The organism is Pseudomonas sp. Lb2C2, from assembly GCF_052112205.1.
In the GTDB taxonomy this organism is placed as follows: Bacteria; Pseudomonadota; Gammaproteobacteria; order Pseudomonadales; family Pseudomonadaceae; genus Aquipseudomonas; species Aquipseudomonas kilonensis.
This window is the reverse complement of sequence record NZ_JAUTYW010000003.1, coordinates 186,804-210,029: the sequence shown is the minus strand read 5'-3', so window position 1 is coordinate 210,029 and position 23,226 is coordinate 186,804. Positions and strand designations below refer to the sequence as shown.

General features: G+C 58.6%; 21 protein-coding genes. 6 read left to right on the top strand and 15 right to left on the bottom strand.

What is annotated here, in order from left to right:
- Window positions 1-9 precede the first annotated feature (9 nt).
- The 12 genes from atpE to rpmH form a co-directional block, all read right to left on the bottom strand.
- Window positions 10-267 carry a F0F1 ATP synthase subunit C gene (gene atpE, locus Q7F16_RS09285; protein WP_003097235.1) on the bottom strand — a complete coding sequence of 86 codons (258 nt, stop codon included), beginning with the start codon at window positions 265-267 and terminating at the stop codon, window positions 10-12.
- Between the two features lie 131 nt (window positions 268-398).
- Window positions 399-1,268, bottom strand: a complete 870-nt coding sequence (gene atpB, locus Q7F16_RS09280) for a F0F1 ATP synthase subunit A (protein WP_014340989.1) — start codon at window positions 1,266-1,268, stop codon at window positions 399-401.
- A gap of 16 nt (window positions 1,269-1,284) precedes the next feature.
- The gene (locus tag Q7F16_RS09275; RefSeq protein ID WP_014340990.1) at window positions 1,285-1,692 is read right to left on the bottom strand and encodes a F0F1 ATP synthase subunit I; all 408 of its coding nucleotides are present in this window, start codon (window positions 1,690-1,692) and stop codon (window positions 1,285-1,287) included.
- Window positions 1,693-1,840: 148 nt separating this feature from the next.
- Window positions 1,841-2,713 (bottom strand): ParB/RepB/Spo0J family partition protein, encoded by an 873-nt coding sequence (locus tag Q7F16_RS09270; protein ID WP_003207098.1) that lies wholly within the window; start codon window positions 2,711-2,713, stop codon window positions 1,841-1,843.
- Window positions 2,714-2,722: 9 nt separating this feature from the next.
- Window positions 2,723-3,520 (bottom strand): ParA family protein, encoded by a 798-nt coding sequence (locus Q7F16_RS09265; RefSeq protein ID WP_003207100.1) that lies wholly within the window; start codon window positions 3,518-3,520, stop codon window positions 2,723-2,725.
- Window positions 3,521-3,538: 18 nt separating this feature from the next.
- Complete coding sequence (gene rsmG, locus Q7F16_RS09260) at window positions 3,539-4,174, bottom strand: 16S rRNA (guanine(527)-N(7))-methyltransferase RsmG (RefSeq protein ID WP_200899347.1); 636 nt, start codon at window positions 4,172-4,174, stop codon at window positions 3,539-3,541.
- Between the two features lie 5 nt (window positions 4,175-4,179).
- Window positions 4,180-6,078, bottom strand: a complete 1,899-nt coding sequence (gene mnmG / locus Q7F16_RS09255) for a tRNA uridine-5-carboxymethylaminomethyl(34) synthesis enzyme MnmG (protein WP_409555681.1) — start codon at window positions 6,076-6,078, stop codon at window positions 4,180-4,182.
- Window positions 6,079-6,641: 563 nt separating this feature from the next.
- Window positions 6,642-8,012, bottom strand: coding sequence for a tRNA uridine-5-carboxymethylaminomethyl(34) synthesis GTPase MnmE (mnmE, locus tag Q7F16_RS09250; protein WP_046063376.1), 1,371 nt, complete (start codon window positions 8,010-8,012; stop codon window positions 6,642-6,644).
- 79 nt (window positions 8,013-8,091) lie between these two features.
- Window positions 8,092-9,774 carry a membrane protein insertase YidC gene (yidC, locus tag Q7F16_RS09245; RefSeq protein WP_046063377.1) on the bottom strand — a complete coding sequence of 561 codons (1,683 nt, stop codon included), beginning with the start codon at window positions 9,772-9,774 and terminating at the stop codon, window positions 8,092-8,094.
- Between the two features lie 2 nt (window positions 9,775-9,776).
- Window positions 9,777-10,022: a membrane protein insertion efficiency factor YidD gene (yidD, locus tag Q7F16_RS09240; RefSeq protein ID WP_010465488.1), complete on the bottom strand. Its 246-nt coding sequence runs from the start codon at window positions 10,020-10,022 to the stop codon at window positions 9,777-9,779.
- Entirely contained in the window at window positions 10,015-10,416 is a 402-nt protein-coding gene (gene rnpA / locus Q7F16_RS09235; RefSeq protein ID WP_003207107.1) for a ribonuclease P protein component, read from the bottom strand. Before rnpA ends, yidD begins: the two co-directional genes overlap by 8 nt.
- A 16-nt stretch (window positions 10,417-10,432) precedes the next feature.
- The gene (gene rpmH, locus Q7F16_RS09230; protein WP_003213577.1) at window positions 10,433-10,567 is read right to left on the bottom strand and encodes a 50S ribosomal protein L34; all 135 of its coding nucleotides are present in this window, start codon (window positions 10,565-10,567) and stop codon (window positions 10,433-10,435) included.
- 566 nt (window positions 10,568-11,133) lie between these two features.
- On the opposite strand from rpmH, the gene dnaA reads away from it, so the two are divergent.
- The 5 genes from dnaA (at window position 11,134) to gabP (ending at window position 19,052) form a co-directional block, all read left to right on the top strand.
- On the top strand, window positions 11,134-12,660 hold the full coding sequence (gene dnaA, locus Q7F16_RS09225) for a chromosomal replication initiator protein DnaA (RefSeq protein ID WP_024616799.1): 1,527 nt from the start codon (window positions 11,134-11,136) through the stop codon (window positions 12,658-12,660).
- A gap of 39 nt (window positions 12,661-12,699) precedes the next feature.
- Entirely contained in the window at window positions 12,700-13,803 is a 1,104-nt protein-coding gene (gene dnaN, locus Q7F16_RS09220; protein ID WP_003196145.1) for a DNA polymerase III subunit beta, read from the top strand.
- Window positions 13,804-13,829: 26 nt separating this feature from the next.
- A complete protein-coding gene (gene recF / locus Q7F16_RS09215; RefSeq protein ID WP_046063378.1) occupies window positions 13,830-14,933 on the top strand; it encodes a DNA replication/repair protein RecF in 1,104 nt (367 codons plus the stop codon).
- Window positions 14,934-14,938: 5 nt separating this feature from the next.
- The gene (gene gyrB / locus Q7F16_RS09210) at window positions 14,939-17,356 is read left to right on the top strand and encodes a DNA topoisomerase (ATP-hydrolyzing) subunit B (RefSeq protein WP_046063426.1); all 2,418 of its coding nucleotides are present in this window, start codon (window positions 14,939-14,941) and stop codon (window positions 17,354-17,356) included.
- A 301-nt stretch (window positions 17,357-17,657) separates the two neighbouring features.
- A complete protein-coding gene (gene gabP / locus Q7F16_RS09205; RefSeq protein ID WP_046063379.1) occupies window positions 17,658-19,052 on the top strand; it encodes a GABA permease in 1,395 nt (464 codons plus the stop codon).
- 123 nt (window positions 19,053-19,175) lie between these two features.
- Here the strand turns inward: gabP and Q7F16_RS09200 are convergent, their stop codons facing one another.
- Entirely contained in the window at window positions 19,176-19,910 is a 735-nt protein-coding gene (locus Q7F16_RS09200; RefSeq protein ID WP_014335791.1) for a response regulator transcription factor, read from the bottom strand.
- A gap of 223 nt (window positions 19,911-20,133) precedes the next feature.
- On the opposite strand from Q7F16_RS09200, the gene Q7F16_RS09195 reads away from it, so the two are divergent.
- Complete coding sequence (locus Q7F16_RS09195) at window positions 20,134-21,654, top strand: PAS domain-containing sensor histidine kinase (RefSeq protein WP_409555680.1); 1,521 nt, start codon at window positions 20,134-20,136, stop codon at window positions 21,652-21,654.
- Window positions 21,655-21,831: 177 nt separating this feature from the next.
- Here the strand turns inward: Q7F16_RS09195 and Q7F16_RS09190 are convergent, their stop codons facing one another.
- Window positions 21,832-22,611, bottom strand: coding sequence for a lysophospholipid acyltransferase family protein (locus Q7F16_RS09190; protein ID WP_046063381.1), 780 nt, complete (start codon window positions 22,609-22,611; stop codon window positions 21,832-21,834).
- 80 nt (window positions 22,612-22,691) lie between these two features.
- Complete coding sequence (gene gmhB / locus Q7F16_RS09185) at window positions 22,692-23,225, bottom strand: D-glycero-beta-D-manno-heptose 1,7-bisphosphate 7-phosphatase (protein ID WP_046063382.1); 534 nt, start codon at window positions 23,223-23,225, stop codon at window positions 22,692-22,694.
- Window position 23,226 lies beyond the last annotated feature (1 nt).

The following is a 23,226-nucleotide window of genomic DNA, read 5'->3' as shown; positions in this document are numbered from 1 at the left end:
TCCGAGTAATTAGCCAGCGATTTGACCAACGAACGGGTTCGCAAAGGTGAAGAACAGCGCGATACCAACACCGATCATGGTCACGGCGTCGAGCAGACCGGCCACGATGAACATTTTGACTTGCAGCATTGGAACCATTTCTGGCTGACGCGCTGCGCCTTCCAGGAACTTGCCGCCCAACAGGCCGAAACCAATTGCGGTACCCAGTGCGCCCAGGCCGATCAACAGTGCAACAGCGATAGCGGTTAGACCAACTACAGTTTCCATCTTTCCTCCCGACTTTTACGTCGTATGGTTTAGGTTTTTTAGATTAAAGCGGTAAAACAAATCGTTTCTCAGCCCGGTTCGGGCTCCTTCCCGTTTGACCGGGAAGGACATCAGACTAGTCGAGACTGGTCTTAATGGTTTTCTTCGTGCGCCATCGACAGGTAGACGATGGTCAGCATCATGAAGATGAACGCCTGCAGGGTGATGATCAGGATGTGGAACACAGCCCACGCCCATTGCAGGACTACACCCAGGCCGCTGAGCCACAGCAGGCCGCTGCCGAACATCACAGCGATCAGGATGAACACCAGTTCGCCGGCATACATGTTGCCGAACAGACGCAGTGCCAGAGAAATCGGCTTGGCGATCAGGGTCACGAACTCCAGCAGGAAGTTCACCGGAATCAGCAGGGCTTGAACCAGGATGTTCTTGCTGCCAAACGGATGCAGGGTCAGTTCGCCGATGAAGCCGCCGATGCCCTTGACCTTGATGCTATAGAAAATGATCAGTGCGAAAACCGAGAACGCCATGCCCAGGGTCGCGTTCGGGTCGGTGGTCGACACGGCGCGGAATGGGATGTGTGCATCACCGGAGATCAGGATGGCCAGCTGAGGAATCCAGTCGACCGGTACCAGGTCGACGGCGTTCATCAGGAACACCCAGACGAAGATGGTCAGTGCCAGCGGTGCGATCACCGGGCTACGGCCATGGAAGCTGTCTTTCACGCTGCCATCGACGAATTCGACCAGTACTTCAACGAAGTTCTGCAGTGCACCAGGCTGACCGGAGGTCGCCTTCTTTGCCGCCATGCGGAAAAGAAGAACGAAGATCAGGCCCAGTGCGACCGACCAGCCGAGGGTATCGACGTGGAAAGCCCAGAAGCCCATTTCCTTGGCTTCTGCTGCGGTGTGGGCAAAGCCCCAGCCGCCGTTGGGTAGCTGACCGAAGGTCAGGTTCTGCAAGTGGTGCTGGATATAGCCCGAAGCGGTTGTCTCTGCCATGGTTGCCTCAAACGCCCTAAGGTCTCGAAAGTCTTGTTCTCATTAGCAGGGGAGCGAACCAGCTAACCAGTTGGGTCAGCACGAAGACGCTGAATACAGCCAGCGGCGCCAGTGGCTTCACACCTGCGAACGTCAATGCAAACAGCACTGCCGTCAAAATCAGTTTCCCCGCCTCGCCGGCATAAAAAGACCGGACGATAGCCTGGGCTGCTCGGGCGCCGGAAAACCGAAAGGCCCTGTGAGCAAAGTAAATATTGGGAAGCAAGGCTATCAGGCCTCCGCAAAGCCCTGAGTATCCGGCGACGACTCCTTTCCATTGCCAGAGCGCCAATGTGGCGATCAGTACGACGGTGAATTGAGCCATCAAAACCGGGAAAACTGCCAGACGATGGAACGGCAAGCGGTTTGGCGTGCGGGTTTCCATCGCTTTTGCTCTCCAATAGTCGGCCGCCATAATTCAATAACTTGGCATAATTTGTGCCGACAAAATGCGCGCAGAGTATAGGGGCGGTTCTGCCCCTATTCAACTGCCAGGTAGTGATTTCCGACTGCGCGCTACAAGAGCAATTGTTTCAGCGAATGTGTGCAAGGACACCTTGCAGCTCATCAAGGGAGTTGTAGCCAATCACCAATTGCCCCTTGCCCTTCTTTCCGTGGCGAATCTGCACCGCAGAGCCCAGGCGCTCGGCCAGGCGTTGTTCCAGGCGAGCGATATCCGGATCGGTTTTTGGGGCCTCGACGGGGGCCGGTTTGCCACTGAGCCACTGGCGAACCAGTGCCTCGGTTTGGCGCACGGTGAGGCCGCGTGCGACAACATGTCGCGCCCCTTCAACCTGTTGATTTTCCGGCAAACCGAGCAATGCCCGGGCATGACCCATTTCCAGGTCGCCGTGGGACAGCATGGTCTTGATGACTTCCGGCAACGCAATCAGGCGCAGCAGGTTGGCCACGGTCACGCGGGACTTGCCCACCGCCTCGGCAACTTGTTGCTGGGTCAGCTGGAATTCCTGCTGCAAGCGCTGCAGGGCCACGGCTTCCTCGATCGGGTTGAGGTCTTCACGCTGGATGTTTTCGATCAACGCCATGGCAATGGCCGTTTCATCCGGCACATCGCGGACCATTGCCGGGATGGTTTCCTGGCCGGCCTGCTGGCTGGCGCGCCAGCGACGTTCGCCGGCGATGATCTCGAAGCGCCCGTTGGCAATCGGCCGGACCACGATCGGCTGCATCACGCCCTGGCTCTTGATCGACTGGGCCAGTTCTTCCAGCGCCTGCGGGTCCATGTCCCGGCGTGGCTGGTATTTGCCGCGCTGGATCAGGTCCAGCGGCAGATGCTGCAACTCACGCTGATCGACCTGGACGGCCTGTTCTTCCAGCGAGCTGACAGTGGGACCGCTGAGCAGTGCATCCAGTCCACGTCCGAGACCTCGTTTCTTGACGGCCATGGGGTTTCCTTAAGTTGGCTGGGCTGCAGCGGTGCGTGGATTGCGGCGCTGACGGCGAACCATCTCGCCCGCCAGGGCCAGGTAAGCCAGCGCACCACGGGATTGTTTGTCGTAGGCCAAGGCCGGCATGCCGTAGCTCGGCGCTTCGGCCAGACGGATGTTACGCGGGATGACCGTGTCGTAGAGCTGCTCGCCGAAGTGTTCCTTGAGCTGGGCCGAAACATCGTTCATCAGGCTCAGGCGCGGGTCGTACATGGTCCGCAGCAGGCCTTCGACCTTCAGGTCCGGGTTCAACAGTTCGGCGATGCGCTTGATGTTATCCACAAGGTCGCTCAAGCCTTCCAATGCGAAGTATTCGCACTGCATGGGGATAATTACCCCATCGGCCGCCACCAGGGCGTTGAGGGTCAGCATCGACAGCGACGGCGGGCAGTCGATCAGGATGTAATCGTAGTTTTCCCGGATCGGCGCCAAGGCGCTGCGCAGACGGCTTTCCTTCATCTGCATTTCCAGCAGCACCACTTCGGCCGCCGTCAGGTCACGGTTGGCCGGCAGCAGTTGATAACCGCCGTGTTCGGAAAAGTGCATGGCCTGGCCCAGATCGCATTCGCCGATCAGGACGTCGTAGATGGAGTTTTCCAGGCCATGCTTATCCACACCGCTACCCATGGTGGCGTTGCCCTGTGGATCGAGATCGATCAACAGCACCCGGCGCTTGGTCGCGACCAGGGATGCTGCGAGGTTGATACAGGTGGTGGTCTTGCCCACGCCACCCTTCTGGTTCGCTATCGCGAATACCTTAGCCATTCTTGCTTGTGTTCCCAATCATGCCGTGCGGCGCAGTATCAGCAGATGGCGTTGGCCTTGGCAACCGGGTACGGCCAAGGCGTGTTCGCTATCGAGGTGGAAGTCTGCCGGCAATGCTACCAGCTCATCGGCCGGATGAACGCCCTTCATTGCCAGCCAGCGCGTATCGGCGTCGCCCAGATGGCGAGTCCAGTTGCTGAAGTTCTCCATGCTGCTGAACGCCCGGGAGATGATCCCGTTGAACGGCTCGGCAGGCTGGAACGCTTCGACGCGGCTGTGGATAACTTGCAGGTTATCCAGTTTGAGTTCGAGTTTGACCTGGGTCAGGAAGCGGGTTTTCTTGCCGTTGCTGTCCAGACAGGTCACTTGCGAGTCGGGAAACAGGATCGCCAGCGGGATTCCTGGCATGCCACCGCCGCTGCCTACGTCCAGCCAACGACCGTTTTCGATGAAGGACATGATACTGAGGCTATCGAGCAAATGGCGCGAGACCATTTCATCCGGATCGCGTACGGCGGTCAGGTTGTAGGCCTTGTTCCATTTGATCAACAACGCCAGATAACCCAGCAATTGCGTGTGCTGGGCTTCAGTCAGGCTGACGCCGAGCTGACGGGCACCTGTGGATAACTCTTCAGCGTGTTGCGAGGTGACCATCGAACTCAAGCGCTTTGCTCCAACTGGCGGCCCGCGCCGCGTTTTTTCAAATGAATCATCAACAGGGAAATCGCCGCCGGCGTGACGCCTGGAATGCGCGAGGCCTGGCCCAGGGTCTCTGGACGGGTCGCACCGAGCTTGCTCTGGATTTCTTTCGACAACCCGGAAATACCGGTGTAATCGATATCCACGGGCAGCTTGGTGTCTTCACTGGCGCGCAGACGGGCGATTTCGTCCTGCTGGCGGTCGATGTAACCGGCGTATTTGGTCTTGATCTCGACCTGTTCGGCCACCTGTGGATCTTCGGCGCCCTGGCCGGTCACTTCCACCAGCCCGACGTAATCGATTTCCGGACGGCTCAAGAGGTTGAGCAGGTTGTATTCGTGGGCCAGCGGTGTGCCGAATTTCGCCGCGATGGCATCGCCCTGCTCGGTACCGGGACGAACCCAGGTGCTTTTCAGGCGTTGCTCTTCCAGCTCGATGCTCTCGCGTTTCTTGCAGAACGCGGCCCAACGCATGTCGTCCACCAATCCCAGTTCGCGACCTTTCTCGGTCAAGCGCAGGTCGGCGTTGTCTTCACGCAGGATCAGGCGGTATTCGGCGCGGGACGTGAACATCCGATACGGTTCCTGGGTACCCAGGGTAATCAGGTCATCCACCAGCACACCGATGTACGCCTCATCGCGACGCGGGCACCAGGCGTCTTTGCCCTTGGCGAGCAGTGCGGCGTTGGCTCCGGCGAGCAAACCCTGGGCACCAGCTTCTTCATAGCCGGTGGTGCCGTTGATCTGCCCGGCGAAGAACAGACCGCCGATAGCTTTGGTTTCCAGGCTGTACTTCAGGTCGCGCGGATCGAAGTAGTCGTACTCAATCGCATAACCCGGACGCACGATATGCGCGTTTTCCATGCCGCGAATCGACTGCACGATCTGCAGTTGCACGTCGAACGGCAGACTTGTGGATATCCCGTTCGGATACAACTCATGGGTGGTCAAACCTTCCGGTTCGATGAACACCTGATGGCTTTCCTTGTCGGCAAAGCGATGGATCTTGTCTTCAATCGACGGGCAATAGCGCGGGCCGACACCTTCGATTTCACCGGCCGCGGAATACATCGGCGAACGATCGAGGTTCGCCGCGATGATTTCGTGGGTGCGGGCGTTGGTGTGGGTGATCCAGCAACTGACTTGCCGTGGATGCTGTTCCTTGTTGCCCATGAACGACATCACCGGGATAGGCGTATCGCCAGGCTGTTCGGTCATCACCGAGAAATCCACGGACTTGCCGTCGATGCGAGGTGGCGTACCAGTTTTCAGACGCCCGACACGCAATGGCAACTCACGTAGACGGTGAGCCAGAGCAATCGACGGCGGATCACCGGCGCGACCGCCGGAAAAATTCTGCAAACCGATGTGGATAAGTCCGCCGAGGAAGGTCCCGGTGGTCAACACAACGGAATCGGCGAAGAACCGCAGGCCCATTTGCGTGACGACACCGCGCACCTGGTCCTGCTCGACGATCAGGTCATCGGCCGCTTGTTGAAATATCCACAGGTTCGGCTGGTTTTCCAGGATTTCACGGACAGCGGCCTTGTACAGGACGCGGTCGGCCTGGGCGCGAGTAGCGCGCACGGCCGGGCCTTTGCGGCTGTTCAACACGCGAAACTGGATACCACCTTTATCGGTGGCCATGGCCATCGCGCCCCCAAGGGCATCGATTTCCTTGACCAGGTGGCTTTTGCCGATACCACCAATGGCAGGGTTGCAGCTCATGGCGCCGAGGGTTTCCACGTTATGCGTCAGCAACAGGGTTTTTGCCCCCATGCGTGCTGATGCAAGTGCTGCCTCGGTACCGGCATGACCGCCGCCGATGACGATCACTTCAAAACGGGAAGGGAAATCCACCACGCACCTCGTGCCTGCTTTATTCAGGTAATTCGGAAATAGGTTTTGAGTCTGGCCTGGGCGTTTTTCGAGCCAGGTCGGCAAGTATAGGGACTTCGCCCTTTCTAAAGAACCCTTTGCACAAAATTTAACCAGCTGTGGAGAACTCGCGGTTAAAAAAATAAAAAAGAAAGAAATTTATAAAATCTTTGTTTTTATGTTTATTCTTACTGAGCCCCCTATCTGTGGATAACGTTACACAGGCCTTTATTTTCAATATGTACAGAGATTCAGAACCCTGTGGTCAGGTGGCAATGAGGGGGTTGGATAACCGGTGTAAGCCTGTGGATGAATGGGCCTGTTATCCACAGAGGCGGTTATCTTCAGTTTTGAAGGGGGTTTATCAACCGACCTCAATGGCAGTTATTCACAGGGCTTAATCCACAGAAAACCGCCGCGATGGATCGCCGCAGTGTCCACAGGCAAGCCGCCATCAAGGGCAATCAGTTTAAAAAAGAGAGGGAAAACCGGGTTTGCGTTGGACTCGAGAGGCTTCGAGGGCAAACCCGGTTGCAAAGGCGAGGTTATTTACCGATGCAGAAGCTGGAAAAGATCCGCCCCAGCAGGTCATCGGAGCTGAAGGCGCCGGTAATTTCCCCTAGGGAATGTTGGGCCTGGCGCAGGTCTTCGGCCAACAACTCACCCGCCCCCGCCAAGGTCAGCTGCGCACGACCGTGTTCCAGGGCGGCACTGGCATGGCGCAAGGCTTCAAGATGCCGCCGGCGGGCGCTGAAGCTGCTTTCCGACGTCTGCTCATAGCCCATGCAGGCCTTGAGGTGCTCGCGCAGCAGTTCCAGGCCCTCACCCGCTGACTTAGCGCTCAGGCTGATGGTCACATGGCCGTCGTTGCTGACCTCAAGGACAATCGCTTCCCCGGTCAGGTCGGCCTTGTTGCGAATCAGCGTGACTTTCGCGGGATCCGGGCGGACCTCGAGGAATTCAGGCCACAAGGCAAATGGATCGTCCGCTTCCGGCGCGGTGGCATCTACCACCAGCAATACCCGGTCGGCTTCACCAATGGCCTTCAGAGCCCGTTCAACGCCGATTTTTTCCACCTGGTCATCGGTGTCGCGCAAACCTGCGGTATCCACTACGTGCAGCGGCATGCCGTCGATGTGGATATGTTCACGCAGGATGTCCCGGGTGGTGCCTGCGATCTCGGTGACGATCGCCGCTTCGCGACCGGCCAGGGCATTCAACAAGCTGGACTTGCCGGCATTCGGCCGTCCGGCGATCACCACGGTCATCCCATCGCGCAGCAAGGCACCCTGCCCGGCTTCGCGCAGTACTGTGGATAACTCATCGCGCACTTTATCCAGCATGCTCAGCACGTGGCCATCGGCAAGAAAATCGATTTCCTCTTCCGGGAAATCAATCGCGGCCTCGACGTAGATCCGCAGGCCGATCAATTGCTCGGTGAGGTTATGCACACGTTGGGAAAACGCACCCTGCAAGGAACGCAATGCGTTGCGCGCCGCCTGTGCAGAACTGGCTTCGATCAAATCGGCGATCGCCTCGGCCTGGGCCAGGTCGAGCTTGTCGTTGAGGAAGGCCCGTTCGCTGAACTCCCCCGGCCGGGCCAGACGACAGCCCAGTTCAAGGCAACGCTTGAGCAGCATGTCCAGCACGATGGGGCCGCCATGTCCTTGCAGTTCCAGCACGTCTTCGCCGGTGAACGAATTCGGCCCCGGGAAATACAAGGTCAGCCCCTCGTCGAGCACCTGCTGGTCATCACTGAAAAACGGGCCGTAATGAGCAAACCGCGGCTTGAGTTCGCGACCGCTGATAGCCTTGGCCGCAACACTGGCCAAGGGCCCCGAAATACGGACGATGCCGACACCGCCGCGACCTTGGGCGGTGGCAACGGCGGCGATGGTTTCACGCGGAGCGCTCATAAACCGGTATCCAGACAAAAGTGGCAGATAGCAAAACGCCCCACTAGGGGGCGTTTTGTGTGGTTATCCACAGAGCAAGTTACGCCTCGGCTTTTTTCGCAGCCGCTTCGATCTTACGCGTGATGTACCACTGCTGAGTGATGGACAGCACGTTGTTCACAACCCAGTACAGCACAAGGCCAGCCGGGAACCACAGGAAGAAGAAGGTGAAGATGATTGGCATCATTTTCATGACCTTCGCCTGCATCGGATCCGGAGGCGTTGGGTTCAGCTGCTGCTGGATGAACATGGTCGCGCCCATGATGATCGGCAGGATGAAGAACGGATCCTTGATCGACAGGTCGGTAATCCACAGCATGAACGGTGCCTGACGCATCTCCACGCTTTCCAGCAGAACCCAGTACAGCGCCAGGAACACAGGCATCTGCACAAGAATCGGCAAGCATCCACCCAGCGGGTTGATCTTCTCTTTCTTGTACAGCTCCATCATGGCTTGGGACATTTTCTGCCGGTCATCGCCATGTTGTTCTTTCAGGGCAGCCAGTTTCGGCGCCACTGCGCGCATGCGCGCCATGGATTTGTAGCTGGCGGCCGACAACGGGAAGAAAATCCCCTTGATCAGCATGGTCAGGAAAATGATCGACCAGCCCCAGTTACCAACGATGCTGTGGATATGTTGCAGCAGCCAGAAGATCGGCTGGGCAATGAACCACAGGAAACCGTAGTCCACGGTCAGTTCCAGACCTGGGGACAACTCTTTCAAGACGGCCTGGCTTTTTGGACCGGCATACAGAATGGCGCTGGTCTCGACTTTTGCACCTGGCGCAGCGGTCAATGCCGGCCCGGTGTAACCGACGATGTAGTTGCCTTTGCTGTCTTTACGCGTCTGGACGAGGTTGCTTTCGCCCTTCTGCGGGATCCAGGCTGTTACAAAATAGTGCTGCAGCCAGGCAACCCAGCCACCTTGGACGGTTTCCTTGACCTGGCCCTTGTCCATGTCCTTCATGGACACTTTCTTGTACGGCTCCGAACTTGTCCACAGGGCAGCGCCCAGGTAAGTCGCGGTGCCGGTGGCCGTGCTGGAAGAAGGATCGTCGCTGGCGTCACGCTTGAGTTGCGCGAACATCGCGCCGGACCAAGGCTGGGCGCTCTGGTTGTCGACCAGGTAGGAGACGGTTACGTCATACAGGCCACGTTTCAAGGTGAAACGCTTGATGTAGTTGACGCCATCCTTGCTGAACTTCAAGTCCACGACCAGTTGGTCCTGACCGTCAGCCAGTTGATAAGTCTTCTTCTCGGCGGAGTAGACCGGGCGACCGGCCGGGTCCGAATCCGGGCCGTTGGTACCGATCAGGCCACTTTGGGCCAGATAGGTGCGCTCGTTACCGTTATCGAACAACTGGAACGGGATTTCCGGATGATCCTGGCGACGCGGGTACAGCGGCAGCTTCAGCTGGGCGACGTCACCACCCTGTGGATCGATTGCCAGCTCGAGCACGTCCGTCTTGATCTGGATGAGATCTTTGCTTACGGCCACGGGGGCTTCGGCGGGAGCGCTGGTATCGCTTGCCGCGCGCGGGATGTCGTCATTGCTGGCAGCGTTGTTGCCAACTGGGACATCCGGCAGGCTCGGTGCGGTATTGCTGGCTGCAACATTCTGAGTCGGCAGGGCAGCCTGGCCATAGTCCTGGTTCCATTTAAGGACCATGACGTAGGACACGATTGCCAGGGCGACGATCAGGATCGTGCGTTTGATATCCATGATTACTCGGCCATCGAAGAAGAACGGGAGGTAGGGATAGGCGGAACCGGGTCATAGCCGCCGGGATTCCACGGATGACAGCGACCTAAACGACGAAAGGTCAGCCAGCCACCGCGCAGTAGGCCATGATTTTCTATGGCTTCGTACGCGTAGCAGGAACAACTGGGGTAGAAACGACAGTGACTGGCCATCAAAGGACTAATGGCATAGCGGTAAAACTGGATCGGAACGAGTGCCAGTTTACGCATCGGGACTGTCTACCCCTACAGTTTCGGTGTTGACTGCTGGTACTGGCTTGTTGCGGGCCAGACGCTTCCAGAGCTTGCCGAAATGCTGAATCAATTCGGGGTTTTCTACGTCACCCAAACCTTTGCGCGCGACGATAACAATGTCCCATCCAACCAGTGAATCCTGGTTAAGGCGAAACGATTCGCGCATCAGACGTTTGAGGCGATTGCGCTGAACGGAGAGCTTGACGCTCTTTTTCCCGATTACCAGCCCTAGTCGGGGGTGATCGAGATCGTTGCTGCGCGCAAGGAGCAGGAGATTTTTCCCCGGAACCTTGCCGGTAGGGGAGTCAAAGACTGCCTTGAAATGCCGGGGGGTAAGCAGACGCTTTTCCCGACTGAAGTCCTGACTCACCTCCAGTGCCGGATTATCAAACTGCCAGACGCGCACGACCTTTGGCGCGACGACGCGACAGGACGGCACGACCGTTCTTGGTAGCCATGCGAGCACGGAAACCGTGGGTACGAGCGCGTTTGATAGTGCTTGGTTGGAAAGTACGTTTCATGTCGTGTTACCTGGTTCGTCCACAACGGGCCGGAATGGCCCCCGTTTTAAGAGACCGGGGATTCTAGAGAAAGCAAGCCTCTAGGTCAATTTCCAACCAGCGTTTCCTTTAAATAGATATCCGGGCGCTTCGGCGGATTCATCACACAGCCCTAGATATAGAAATAAAGAAGGGAATTATTTAAAGCTTTTCTGTAAAGCTTATAAAAGCAAGGCAGCCACCTTTCTGTGGATAACCATGCTCAGGCCTTGTAATCCGCCATGTACAGAGAATGACAACTACAGGGGAAAGCAGTGGCCAGCCTGTGCTGCGCTGTCGGATAAGCTGTGTGTGGAATGCCGGGTTATCCACAGGGCGGTTATCCACCGACTTTCACCCCCACTTGTGCAACGACCTCAGGCACGGTTATCCACAGAGCTTATCCACTGACCGCCCGTCGTCTTTCTCTCTGTTAACGCATTGATAAATCATGGGCGATCAGCAAGCTGCATGTGGATAAGTGGCCGTCTGCTCGCTACAATGGCCGCTTGTTTTTGCCTCACCGGCTTTCAACTTAGGGGATATCCGTGTCAGTGGAACTTTGGCAGCAGTGCGTAGAGCTTTTGCGCGATGAGCTGCCTGCCCAACAATTCAACACTTGGATCCGTCCACTACAGGTCGAAGCCGAAGGCGACGAGTTGCGTGTCTATGCACCGAACCGTTTCGTTCTCGACTGGGTCAACGAAAAGTACCTGGGCCGGGTCATGGAACTGCTCGACGAGCATGGCAATGGCATGGCGCCTGCGTTGTCCTTATTAATAGGCAGCAAGCGCAGCTCGGCACCGCGCGCCGCACCCAACGCACCGCTGGCCGCCGCAGCGTCACAGGCCCAGCAGACTGCAACGGCACCGGTTAACAACCATGCTGCCCCGGCACCGGCGCCTGCCCCGAGCAAACGCAACGCACAAAAGGTCGCCGAGGTCAGCGAAGAGCCCTCCCGGGACAGCTTCGACCCGATGGCCGGTGCCAGCTCCCAGCAGGCGCCGGTGCGTGCCGAACAGCGCACCGTCCAGGTCGAAGGTGCGCTCAAGCACACCAGCTACCTGAACCGGACCTTCACCTTCGAGAATTTCGTCGAAGGTAAATCCAACCAACTGGCTCGCGCGGCGGCCTGGCAGGTTGCGGACAACCCCAAGCATGGCTACAACCCGCTCTTCCTTTATGGCGGCGTCGGCTTGGGTAAGACCCACTTGATGCATGCGGTGGGCAACCATCTATTAAAGAAGAACCCGAATGCCAAGGTCGTGTACCTGCATTCCGAGCGTTTCGTGGCCGACATGGTCAAGGCGCTGCAACTGAACGCGATCAATGAGTTCAAGCGTTTCTACCGTTCGGTGGACGCCTTGCTGATCGACGACATTCAGTTCTTCGCCCGCAAGGAACGTTCCCAGGAAGAGTTTTTCCACACCTTCAACGCATTGCTTGAAGGCGGGCAGCAGGTCATTCTCACCAGTGACCGCTACCCGAAAGAAATCGAAGGCCTTGAAGAACGCCTCAAATCGCGTTTCGGCTGGGGCCTGACGGTGGCAGTCGAGCCGCCCGAGCTGGAAACCCGCGTCGCGATCCTGATGAAGAAAGCCGACCAGGCCAAGGTCGAGCTGCCTCACGACGCGGCGTTCTTCATCGCCCAGCGTATCCGCTCCAACGTGCGTGAGCTCGAAGGTGCCCTCAAGCGGGTGATCGCTCACTCGCACTTCATGGGCCGCGATATCACCATCGAGTTGATTCGCGAATCCTTGAAGGACCTGCTGGCGCTCCAGGACAAATTGGTTTCTGTGGATAACATTCAGCGAACGGTTGCGGAATACTACAAAATCAAGATTTCCGACCTGTTGTCCAAACGCCGTTCGCGTTCGGTAGCACGTCCGCGCCAGGTGGCGATGGCCCTGTCCAAGGAACTGACCAACCACAGCCTGCCGGAAATTGGCGATGTGTTTGGCGGACGCGACCACACCACGGTGTTGCACGCCTGCCGCAAGATCAACGAACTTAAGGAATCCGACGCGGACATCCGCGAGGACTACAAGAACCTGCTGCGTACACTGACCACTTGATGACCACCAGCGCAGCTTATTAAGGCAAGGGACTAGACCATGCATTTCACCATTCAACGCGAAGCCCTGTTGAAACCCCTGCAACTGGTCGCAGGCGTCGTCGAACGCCGCCAGACCTTGCCGGTACTTTCCAACGTGCTGCTGGTTGTCGAAGGCCAGCAACTGTCGCTGACCGGTACCGACCTGGAAGTCGAGCTGGTCGGTCGTGTGCAACTTGAAGAACCGGCCGATCCGGGCTCCATCACCGTGCCGGCGCGCAAGCTGATGGACATCTGCAAGAGCCTGCCCAACGACGCGCTGATCGACATCAAGGTCGATGAGCAGAAGCTCGTGGTCAAGGCCGGTCGCAGCCGTTTCACCTTGTCCACACTGCCAGCCAACGATTTCCCGACCGTTGAAGAAGGCCCGGGTTCGCTGACCTGCAGCCTGGACCAGAGCAAATTGCGTCGCCTGATCGAACGCACCAGCTTCGCCATGGCCCAGCAGGACGTGCGTTATTACCTCAACGGCATGCTCCTGGAAGTGTCTGCCGGCGTCATCCGCGCCGTCGCCACCGACGGGCATCGCCTGGCCATGTGCTCGATGCAGGCCGATATCGGTCAGCCAGATCGCCACCAGGTGATCGTGCCGCGTAAAGGTATCCTGGAGCTGGCCCGTCTGCTGACCGAGCCGGACGGCAACGTCAGCATCGTGCTGGGCCAGCACCACATTCGCGCCACCACTGGCGAGTTTACCTTCACGTCGAAGCTGGTGGACGGCAAATTCCCTGACTACGAACGCGTGCTGCCAAAAGGTGGCGACAAACTGGTCCTGGGCGACCGTCAGGCGCTGCGCGAAGCTTTCAGCCGCACCGCGATCCTGTCCAACGAGAAGTACCGTGGCATCCGCCTGCAATTGGCCAATGGTCAGTTGAAGATCCAGGCGAACAACCCGGAGCAGGAAGAAGCGGAAGAAGAAGTAGGCGTCGAGTACAACGGCGGCTCCCTGGAAATCGGCTTTAACGTCAGCTACCTGCTCGACGTGCTGGGCGTGATGACCACCGAGCAAGTGCGTCTGATCCTGTCCGACTCCAACAGCAGTGCGCTGGTGCAAGAGTCCGACAACGACGATTCGGCTTACGTTGTCATGCCGATGCGTCTGTAATCATGCCCATGCCCAGCAGAAGCTAGATGTCCTTAAGTCGCGTCTCGGTCACCGCGGTGCGCAATCTGCACCCGGTGACCTTCTCCCCTTCCCCCCGCATCAATATCCTTTACGGCGCCAACGGCAGCGGCAAAACCAGCGTCCTGGAAGCCGTGCACCTGCTCGGGCTTGCACGTTCGTTTCGCAGCAGCCGCCTGTTACCGGTCATCCAGTACGATCAACTGGCGTGCACGGTGTTCGGCCAGGTGGAACTGGCGGAAGGCGGCCATAGCGCCCTGGGGATCTCGCGGGACCGGCAAGGCGAGTTCCAGATCCGCATCGATGGGCAGAACGCCCGCAGCGCTGCTCAGCTGGCGGAGATCCTGCCGTTGCAGTTGATCAACCCGGACAGCTTCCGTCTGCTGGAGGGCGCACCGAAGATTCGCCGGCAATTTCTCGACTGGGGCGTGTTCCACGTGGAACCGCGCTTCATGACGACTTGGCAACGCCTGCAGAAGGCGCTGCGCCAGCGAAACTCTTGGCTGCGACATGGTACACTTGACGCCGTTTCGCAAGCGGTTTGGGACAGGGAACTGTGCCAGGCCAGCGCTGAAATCGATGAATACCGCCGCGCTTACATCAAAGCCTTGAAACCGGTCTTCGAGCAGACCTTGAGCGAACTGGTTGAGCTTGAGGGCCTGACGCTCAGCTATTACCGAGGCTGGGACAAGGACCGGGAACTGAGCACCGTGTTGGCTGGCTCGCTGCAGCGGGACCAGCAGATGGGCCATACCCAGGCCGGACCACAACGTGCTGACTTGCGTCTCAGATTGGGCGCACATAACGCCGCGGACATCTTGTCCCGGGGGCAGCAGAAGTTGGTGGTGTGTGCCTTGCGTATCGCCCAGGGGCATCTGGTCAGCCAGGCCCGTCGCGGTCAGTGTATTTATCTGGTGGATGACTTGCCGTCCGAGCTGGACGAAGCCCACCGTCGCGCGCTATGCCGCTTGCTGGAAGACTTACGCTGCCAGGTGTTCATCACCTGTGTAGACCACGAATTATTGAGGGAAGGCTGGCAGACGGAAACGCCAGTCGCTCTGTTCCACGTGGAACAGGGCCGTATCACCCAGACCCACGACCATCGGGAGTGAAGGCATTGAGCGAAGAAAATACGTACGACTCAACGAGCATTAAAGTGCTGAAAGGCCTGGATGCCGTACGCAAACGTCCCGGTATGTACATTGGTGACACCGACGATGGTAGCGGCCTGCACCACATGGTGTTCGAGGTGGTCGACAACTCCATCGACGAAGCCCTCGCCGGCCATTGCGACGACATCAGCATCATCATCCACCCGGATGAGTCCATCACCGTTCGCGACAACGGCCGTGGCATCCCGGTAGACGTGCATAAAGAGGAAGGCGTTTCCGCCGCTGAGGTCATCATGACCGTCCTCCACGCAGGCGGTAAGTTCGACGACAACTCCTACAAGGTCTCCGGCGGTCTGCACGGCGTAGGTGTATCGGTAGTGAACGCTCTGTCCGAACAACTGGTCCTGACCGTTCGCCGCAGCGGCAAGATATGGGAACAGACCTACATCCACGGTGTGCCCCAGGCACCGATGGCGATCGTTGGCGACAGCGAAAGCACCGGCACCCAGATTCACTTCAAGGCCTCGAGCGAAACTTTCAAGAATATCCACTTCAGCTGGGACATCCTGGCCAAGCGGATTCGTGAACTGTCCTTCCTCAACTCTGGTGTTGGCATCGTCCTCAAGGACGAGCGCAGCGGCAAGGAAGAGCTGTTCAAGTACGAAGGTGGCCTGCGTGCGTTCGTCGAGTATCTGAACACCAACAAGACCCCGGTCAACCAGGTGTTCCACTTCAACATCCAGCGTGAAGACGGCATCGGCGTGGAAATCGCCCTGCAGTGGAACGACAGCTTCAACGAGAACCTGTTGTGCTTCACCAACAACATTCCGCAGCGCGACGGCGGTACCCACCTGGTGGGCTTCCGTTCGGCACTGACCCGTAACCTGAACAACTACATCGAACAGGAAGGCCTGGCGAAGAAGCACAAAGTCGCCACCACCGGTGACGATGCCCGCGAAGGCCTGACGGCGATCATCTCGGTGAAGGTGCCGGATCCGAAGTTCAGTTCCCAGACCAAGGACAAACTGGTGTCTTCCGAAGTGAAGACCGCGGTTGAACAGGAAATGGGCAAGTACTTCTCCGACTTCCTGCTGGAAAACCCGAACGAAGCCAAGCTGGTGGTCGGCAAGATGATCGACGCCGCTCGTGCCCGTGAGGCTGCGCGCAAGGCTCGTGAGATGACCCGCCGCAAAGGCGCGCTGGACATCGCCGGCCTGCCGGGCAAACTGGCTGACTGCCAGGAAAAGGACCCTGCCCTGTCCGAGCTGTATCTGGTGGAAGGTGACTCTGCTGGCGGTTCCGCCAAGCAGGGCCGCAACCGCCGCACCCAGGCCATCCTGCCGCTCAAGGGCAAGATCCTCAACGTCGAGAAGGCGCGCTTCGACAAGATGATTTCCTCCCAGGAAGTCGGCACCTTGATCACGGCGTTGGGCTGCGGCATTGGCCGCGAAGAGTACAACATCGACAAGCTGCGCTATCACAACATCATCATCATGACCGATGCTGACGTCGACGGTTCGCACATCCGTACCCTGCTGCTGACGTTCTTCTTCCGTCAGTTGCCGGAGCTGATCGAGCGCGGCTACATCTACATCGCCCAGCCGCCGCTGTACAAGGTCAAGAAAGGCAAGCAAGAGCAATACATCAAAGACGACGACGCCATGGAAGAGTACATGACGCAGTCGGCCCTGGAAGACGCGAGCCTGCACCTGAACGAAGATGCCCCAGGCATTTCCGGTGAAGCCCTTGAGCGCCTGGTCAACGACTTCCGTCTGGTGATGAAGACTCTCAAGCGCCTGTCGCGCCTGTACCCACAGGAACTGACCGAGCACTTCATCTACCTGCCAGCCGTGAGCCTGGAGCAACTGTCCGATCACGCAGCGATGCAGGATTGGCTGGCCCAGTACGAAGTACGCCTGCGCACTGTCGAGAAATCCGGCCTGGTCTACAAAGCCAGCCTGCGTGAAGACCGTGAGCGTAATGTCTGGCTGCCGGAGGTCGAACTGATCTCCCACGGCCTGTCGAACTACGTCACCTTCAACCGCGACTTCTTCGGCAGCAACGACTACAAGACCGTCGTATCCCTGGGCGCGCAACTGAGCACGCTGCTGGACGAAGGTGCCTACATCCAACGTGGCGAACGCAAGAAAGCCGTGACCGAGTTCAAGGAAGCCCTTGAATGGCTGATGGCCGAAAGCACCAAGCGCCACACCATCCAGCGATACAAAGGTCTGGGTGAGATGAACCCGGATCAGCTGTGGGAAACCACCATGGACCCAAGCTCGCGGCGGATGCTGAAAGTCACCATCGAAGACGCCATTGGCGCGGACCAGATCTTCAACACCCTGATGGGTGATGCGGTCGAGCCTCGTCGTGACTTCATCGAGAGCAATGCGCTGGCGGTGTCCAACCTGGATTTCTGATCCCTTCAGCAGCACCGCTCCAAAAAAAGCCAACGCTTATGCGTTGGCTTTTTTTTACGTTTGAAAAACGTGCACCCTTTTCAGGCTTGTGGATAAAAAACGGGGTAACTCGGTAACACCTTGGAACAAAGCCTTCACGCTCAATAGGTTAGGAATTGAGTGAGAGCCCCGGATAACGGGCCTTCAGATTTTCTGGCGCAGAACTTGCGTGTTAAATAAATTACACATCGTTTCTTTAAATTGACAGGGGAGCGGTGGGTACGAGGTGACACGAATAAATCCAATACCAAGGGTAGTCTCAATGAGCGGTACGCAAACTTCCAATCATCTGGAGCAAGGGCTCAAACCCCGGCATGTGACGATGCTATCCATCGCCGGCGTCATCGGCGCTGGCCTTTTCGTTGGCTCCGGCCACGCTATCGCAGCGGCCGGTCCAGCCGTGCTGCTGGCTTACGCTGCCGCGGGTGCCCTGGTGGTACTGGTGATGCGGATGCTGGGCGAAATGGCGGTGGCGTCGCCGGACACCGGCTCCTTCTCGACCTATGCTGACCGTGCGATTGGGCATTGGGCCGGTTTCACCATCGGCTGGCTCTACTGGTGGTTCTGGGTCCTGGTGATTCCACTGGAGGCCAACGCCGCCGCGACGATCCTGCATGCCTGGTTTCCGAACGTGGCGATCTGGGCCTTCACCTTGGTCATCACCCTGCTGCTGACGGTCACCAACCTGTTCAGCGTGAAGAATTACGGGGAATTCGAATTCTGGTTCGCCCTGGTCAAGGTGGTGGCGATCATCGGTTTCATTGGCCTGGGTGTGATGGCGATCTTCGGCTTGCTGCCTACCAGCCAGGTCAGCGGTGTTTCGCACCTGTTCGACACCCAGGGCTTCCTGCCCAACGGTATGGGCGCGGTGTTGGGGGCAATCCTGACCACCATGTTTTCGTTCATGGGCACCGAGATCGTGACCATCGCGGCGGCCGAATCGAAGAACCCTGGCCAGCAGATTTCCAAGGCGACCAACTCGGTCATCTGGCGGATTGGCTTGTTCTATCTCGTATCCATCTTCATCGTCGTCGCCCTGGTGCCGTGGAACGATCCGCTCCTGGCCAGCGTCGGTTCCTACCAGACGGTGCTGGAGCGCATGGGCATCCCCAATGCCAAACTGATCGTCGACATCGTCGTCCTGGTGGCGGTCACGAGCTGCCTGAACTCGGCGCTGTATACGGCTTCGCGGATGATGTTCTCGTTGGGCAAGCGTGGTGATGCGCCGGCCGTTTCCCAGCGCACCAACAAAAGCGGTACACCTTACTGGGCGGTGATGCTGTCGACCGGTGCGGCCTTTTTGGCGGTATTCGCCAACTACGTGGCGCCGGCTGCTGTGTTTGATTTCCTGCTGGCCAGCTCCGGCGCCATCGCATTGCTGGTGTATCTGGTCATCGCGGTTTCGCAGTTGCGCATGCGCAAGCAACGCATGGCGCGTGGTGAAAAAGTCGCCTTCAGCATGTGGCTGTTCCCCGGCCTGACCTACGCGGTGATTGTCTTCATCGTCGGGGCCTTGACCATCATGCTGTTCCAGGAAGCCCATCGTGTAGAGATCCTGGCGACGGGGCTGCTCAGCGTAATGGTGGTCGTGTCCGGATTGCTGATACAGCGCCGCCGGATCGCCAAGGCAGGAAGCCTGGTGCAGACGATCGGCTGATATTTATTGTGGCGAGGGAGCTTGCTCCCGCTGGGCTGCGCAGCGGCCCCTCTTTTTGTGAGTGCTTCGCACTCAAGCGGGAGCAAGCTCCCTCGCCACAGATGTATCCAAACTGACCGTTGTTTAACTCGCGACAGACGCTTCACTCCCCGCCGCCACACTCTCCAACCGATACCCATACCCATAAATCGTCAGCAATTGCCAACCCCGATCCGCCGTCAGGCCGAGCTTGTTGCGCAGGCGATAGATGTGGGTGTCGAGTGGGCGGGACGAGGTCATTTCCTCGTGGGTCCAGAAGCGTTCGTAGAAATACTCCCGAGACAGTGGTCGGCCCAGGTTGGCGAACAGGCACCGGGCCAGGCGGTATTCCCGCTCGGTCAGGCTGATGGGAATGCCGGCGCGGGTGATGGTCAGCTCGGCGTCGTCGAACGCCAGGTCGTTGAACACCAGCACGTCGCTGGCGGGCGCGCGCTGCAGGTTGTGACGGCGCAGCACAGCGGTGACCCGGGCCTTGAGCTCGTTGGGTCGGAAGGGTTTGCTCACATAGTCGTCGGCGCCGGCGTTGAGGGCCTGGACGATGTCGTGCTCGCCGTCGCGACTGGTCAGCATGATTGCGGCCGGTGGCGAATCCATGTGCTCGCGGGTCCAGCGCAGCAATGAAAGCCCGCTGATGTCCGGCAGTTGCCAGTCGAGGATCAACAGGTCGAAGGTTTCCCGGCGCAGTTGCCGCAACAAGTCCTCACCTCGCTCAAAGCTGTGCAGGGTCCAGGCTTGTTCGCCCCTGCCAGGGATTTGTTGCAGCGTCTGTTCTACCCGGCGCAGTTCGGCCGGTTCATCGTCCAGTATGGCGACACGCATGAAATGCGATTCCTTGATCTCGAGAGTAACGGACATCTGCAGGTGGCAATGAAACGCAGCCGGTGGCTGATTTGTTGTCATTGACCTGTCGCTGGCTGCGACAATACCGGCTCGCGGCACAGAGGGAAAGACAGCAGCGCGCCACCCATCGAGTCCCGTTATAGTCGTGGGCTTGGCAGGCCTGTGAAAAAATCCCCAGTTCTTGAGTTTGGCCAGGAGGCCTATGAGTAACCAACGTCGGCGTGAAAGTCGTGAGCCAACCCAGGTCCAGCGGTTGTTCCGTCAGTTGGTGCGGGAGTGGCTGTGGATAAGTCTGTTGCTGTTGCCGCTGACGGCCTTGCTGTCACTGAGCAGCCAATCGACGGCTAATAACCATCCAGGCGCTGTGTTGTTGTCGGTGTGTTTGGTGGCCTGTGTATTGGGCTTGTTGCTGTTGCGCCCGCGCCTGGCCCTGTGGACAACAGTGGGCGGCATGAGCCTGGCACTGTTGACCAGTGCCGTGCTGGGCGCGCGAGGCTGGTGGTGGTCGCCCATGGCAAGTGTGCTGGGCATCATGTTTGGCTACCTGATCTGGAATTGGCGGCGCCTGAGCGTGGTGCTGGCCTATTTCGGCTGGGAGCTGGCACGCCTGGACGCGGAACCGAAGGTTTTCCCGGAACGTCGCCGCGCCTCCTACACCGGCAGCGACCGCTTGCAGGGCCAGATCATGGCCCTGGAGCAAGCCATGAGTCGAACCCGCGACACCCGGCGCTTCATTGCCGACGGCCTGGAATACCTGCCGGTGGCGACCATGATCAGTGATCCCCAAGGCAAGCTGTTGCTCGGCAATCGCAAGGCGCGCGAGCTGTTCGGCCATGGCCTGGCGGGTGGCGATGTGCTGGAGCATCTCGGGCAATTGGGTTATCCAGGGTTGGAGCATGGGGCCCATCACCGGTTATCCACATTGCCCTTGGTGGAGTTTCGCGACATTCGCGAGCGCAGCTTGCGCCTGGAACGGGCGGCATTGTTGCCGGTTGATGGCGACGCGCCGATTGGCTGGTTGCTGAGCCTCACGGACCTGAGCGCCGAACGTGAGGCTGAAGAACAGCGCAGCGTCATGCTGCGTTTTCTCTCCCACGACTTGCGCGCCCCGCACTCGGCGATCCTTGCATTGCTCGATGTGCAGCGGCATCAGGTCGGTGGGGATAATCCGCTGTTCGACCAGATCGAGCGCCAGGTACGTCGCGCCCTGGACCTGACCGAGGGCTTCGTGCAATTGGCCAAGGCCGAATCCGAGGCATATCAATTCCAGCCGACGCTGTTCGCCATGCTGGTGCTGGATGTGCTCGACCAGGCACTGCCCATCGCCCAGGCAAAACGCATCCAGTTAGTTCATGAAATAGAGGATGAAGAGGCAATGGTGAGGGCGGATCAACCGTTGCTGACCCGTGCCCTGTTCAATCTGCTGGAAAATGCCATCAAGTACAGCGCACCCGACGCCCCCATTTCGCTGCAGGTTCATTGCACTCCGGGCTGGTTGATCTGCAATGTTGCCGACCAGGGCAAAGGCATCAGCGCCGAAGAACTACCCGACCTGTTCAGGCAGTACCGACGGTTTTCCTCGGCTCACGGGGTCGATGGAATTGGCTTGGGGCTGTCGATGGTCAAGGCCGTGGTTGACCATCACGAGGGGAAAATCGAGTGCCGTAGCGTGGTGGGTAAAGGCACGACGTTCAGCCTGCGTTTCCCGTTATTGGCAGATTGAAAAGATCGCGGCCTTCGGCTGTAGGAGCTGCCGAAGGCTGCGAACTTTTGGTGCTATAAAAAACTTATGCACCTAACCGCGGGTTTTATGTGTTTAGGAAATATGTATTAAAAACATATACATACAGTATAAAAGCAACGGATTTCGAAAAAACGGTACACAGGTTATCCACAGATCTCAAACAGCGAGCTGGTCGGAGGTGGCCGGTGTTGTCGGGGTCGGGGGCAGCGAGCCCATTTCCCGCTGCGTCTGTTCATTCCAGGCTTGTACGCGGTCATTGAGGTCGGCGATGGCGCGGGGCCCCGTGCCTTCGGCATACATCGGCGCGCCGATCACCACAGTGATGACGCCTGGTTTCCTGATCCAGCCAGCCTTGGGCCAGAATTTGCCGGCATTGTGTGCAATCGGCAGCACGGGAAGATCGGCGTTCACGGCCAATGCCGAACCGCTGCGGGAGAATTTGCCGACGGTTCCATAAGGAACACGGGTGCCCTCGGGGAAGATCAGCACCCAAACGTTATCCTTGAGCAGTTCGTCGCCCTTCTTCGCCACCTGCTTGAGGGCCGCCTTGGGGTTGTCGCGATCGATGGCGATCGGGCGCAGCATCGCCATGGCCCAGCCGAAGAACGGCACGAACAACAGTTCACGCTTGAGCACTTGGCTCAACGGTTCGAAATAAGCCGAGAGAAAGAACGTCTCCCAGGTGCTCTGGTGGTTGGACTGGATCACGCAGGGCCGGTCAGGCACGTTCTCGGCACCTTTGACTTCATAGCTGATGCCCAGGAACACCTTGCTCAACCACAGTGCGCAGCGGCACCAGTACACATTGATGAAACGGTAGCGCGCCTTGAATGGCAAGAAAGGCGCGATGAAAAAGCTCAGGGAGCACCACAGCAAGGAACTGGTGCCCAACAGCAGGTAAAAGAGAAAGGCTCTGATGGCCTGCAATATAGACATAGCGGCGTTTACCGTTGCGGGCAATGCCCGCCTGTTCAAGCGCTTCCCGAACAATCCTTGATCAGGTTGTCTTGGGAGCTCTAATTGTGGATAAGTTCAGCGGCAATCGCCGCCAAGTCGTCAAAAATCAAGGTGCCCACCGGTAGGGTCTTGCCCAGAGTCTTTTCGCCTTTCCCGGTCTTTACCAAAACTGGCTGACAATCGACGGCCTTGGCCGCCTCCAGGTCACCGAGGCTGTCGCCGACGAACCACACACCCGCCAGCGCCACGCCGTAATGCGCGGCAATGGTGTTCAACATGCCCGGCTTGGGCTTGCGGCAATCGCAACCTTCATCCGGACCGTGCGGGCAATAGACGATCAAGCCGACTTCCCCGCCCTGCTCCGCCACCAGGGTGCGCAAGCGCTCATGCATGGCGTCCAGGACGGCGAGGTCATAGTAACCGCGGGCAATGCCCGACTGGTTGGTGGCAACCGCCACCGTCCAGCCGGCCTTGCTCAACTGCGCGATGGCTTCGATCGAACCGGGCAGCGGCAACCACTCCTCCACCGATTTGATGTAAGCGTCGGAGTCGTGATTGATCACCCCGTCCCGATCGAGAATCAGCAGTTTCAAG

Excerpts from the sequence above, each read along its gene's own strand:
- atpE (WP_003097235.1), bottom strand. The coding sequence starts at position 267 with ATGGAAACTGTAGTTGGTCTAACCGCTATCGCTGTTGCACTGTTGATC.
- atpB (WP_014340989.1), bottom strand. The coding sequence starts at position 1,268 with ATGGCAGAGACAACCGCTTCGGGCTATATCCAGCACCACTTGCAGAAC.
- Q7F16_RS09275 (WP_014340990.1), bottom strand. The coding sequence starts at position 1,692 with ATGGAAACCCGCACGCCAAACCGCTTGCCGTTCCATCGTCTGGCAGTT.
- Q7F16_RS09270 (WP_003207098.1), bottom strand. The coding sequence starts at position 2,713 with ATGGCCGTCAAGAAACGAGGTCTCGGACGTGGACTGGATGCACTGCTC.
- Q7F16_RS09265 (WP_003207100.1), bottom strand. The coding sequence starts at position 3,520 with ATGGCTAAGGTATTCGCGATAGCGAACCAGAAGGGTGGCGTGGGCAAG.
- rsmG (WP_200899347.1), bottom strand. The coding sequence starts at position 4,174 with ATGGTCACCTCGCAACACGCTGAAGAGTTATCCACAGGTGCCCGTCAG.
- mnmE (WP_046063376.1), bottom strand. The coding sequence starts at position 8,012 with ATGAGCGCTCCGCGTGAAACCATCGCCGCCGTTGCCACCGCCCAAGGT.
- yidC (WP_046063377.1), bottom strand. The coding sequence starts at position 9,774 with ATGGATATCAAACGCACGATCCTGATCGTCGCCCTGGCAATCGTGTCC.
- yidD (WP_010465488.1), bottom strand. The coding sequence starts at position 10,022 with ATGCGTAAACTGGCACTCGTTCCGATCCAGTTTTACCGCTATGCCATT.
- rpmH (WP_003213577.1), bottom strand. The coding sequence starts at position 10,567 with ATGAAACGTACTTTCCAACCAAGCACTATCAAACGCGCTCGTACCCAC.
- dnaN (WP_003196145.1), top strand. The coding sequence starts at position 12,700 with ATGCATTTCACCATTCAACGCGAAGCCCTGTTGAAACCCCTGCAACTG.
- recF (WP_046063378.1), top strand. The coding sequence starts at position 13,830 with ATGTCCTTAAGTCGCGTCTCGGTCACCGCGGTGCGCAATCTGCACCCG.
- gabP (WP_046063379.1), top strand. The coding sequence starts at position 17,658 with ATGAGCGGTACGCAAACTTCCAATCATCTGGAGCAAGGGCTCAAACCC.
- Q7F16_RS09200 (WP_014335791.1), bottom strand. The coding sequence starts at position 19,910 with ATGCGTGTCGCCATACTGGACGATGAACCGGCCGAACTGCGCCGGGTA.
- Q7F16_RS09195 (WP_409555680.1), top strand. The coding sequence starts at position 20,134 with ATGAGTAACCAACGTCGGCGTGAAAGTCGTGAGCCAACCCAGGTCCAG.
- Q7F16_RS09190 (WP_046063381.1), bottom strand. The coding sequence starts at position 22,611 with ATGTCTATATTGCAGGCCATCAGAGCCTTTCTCTTTTACCTGCTGTTG.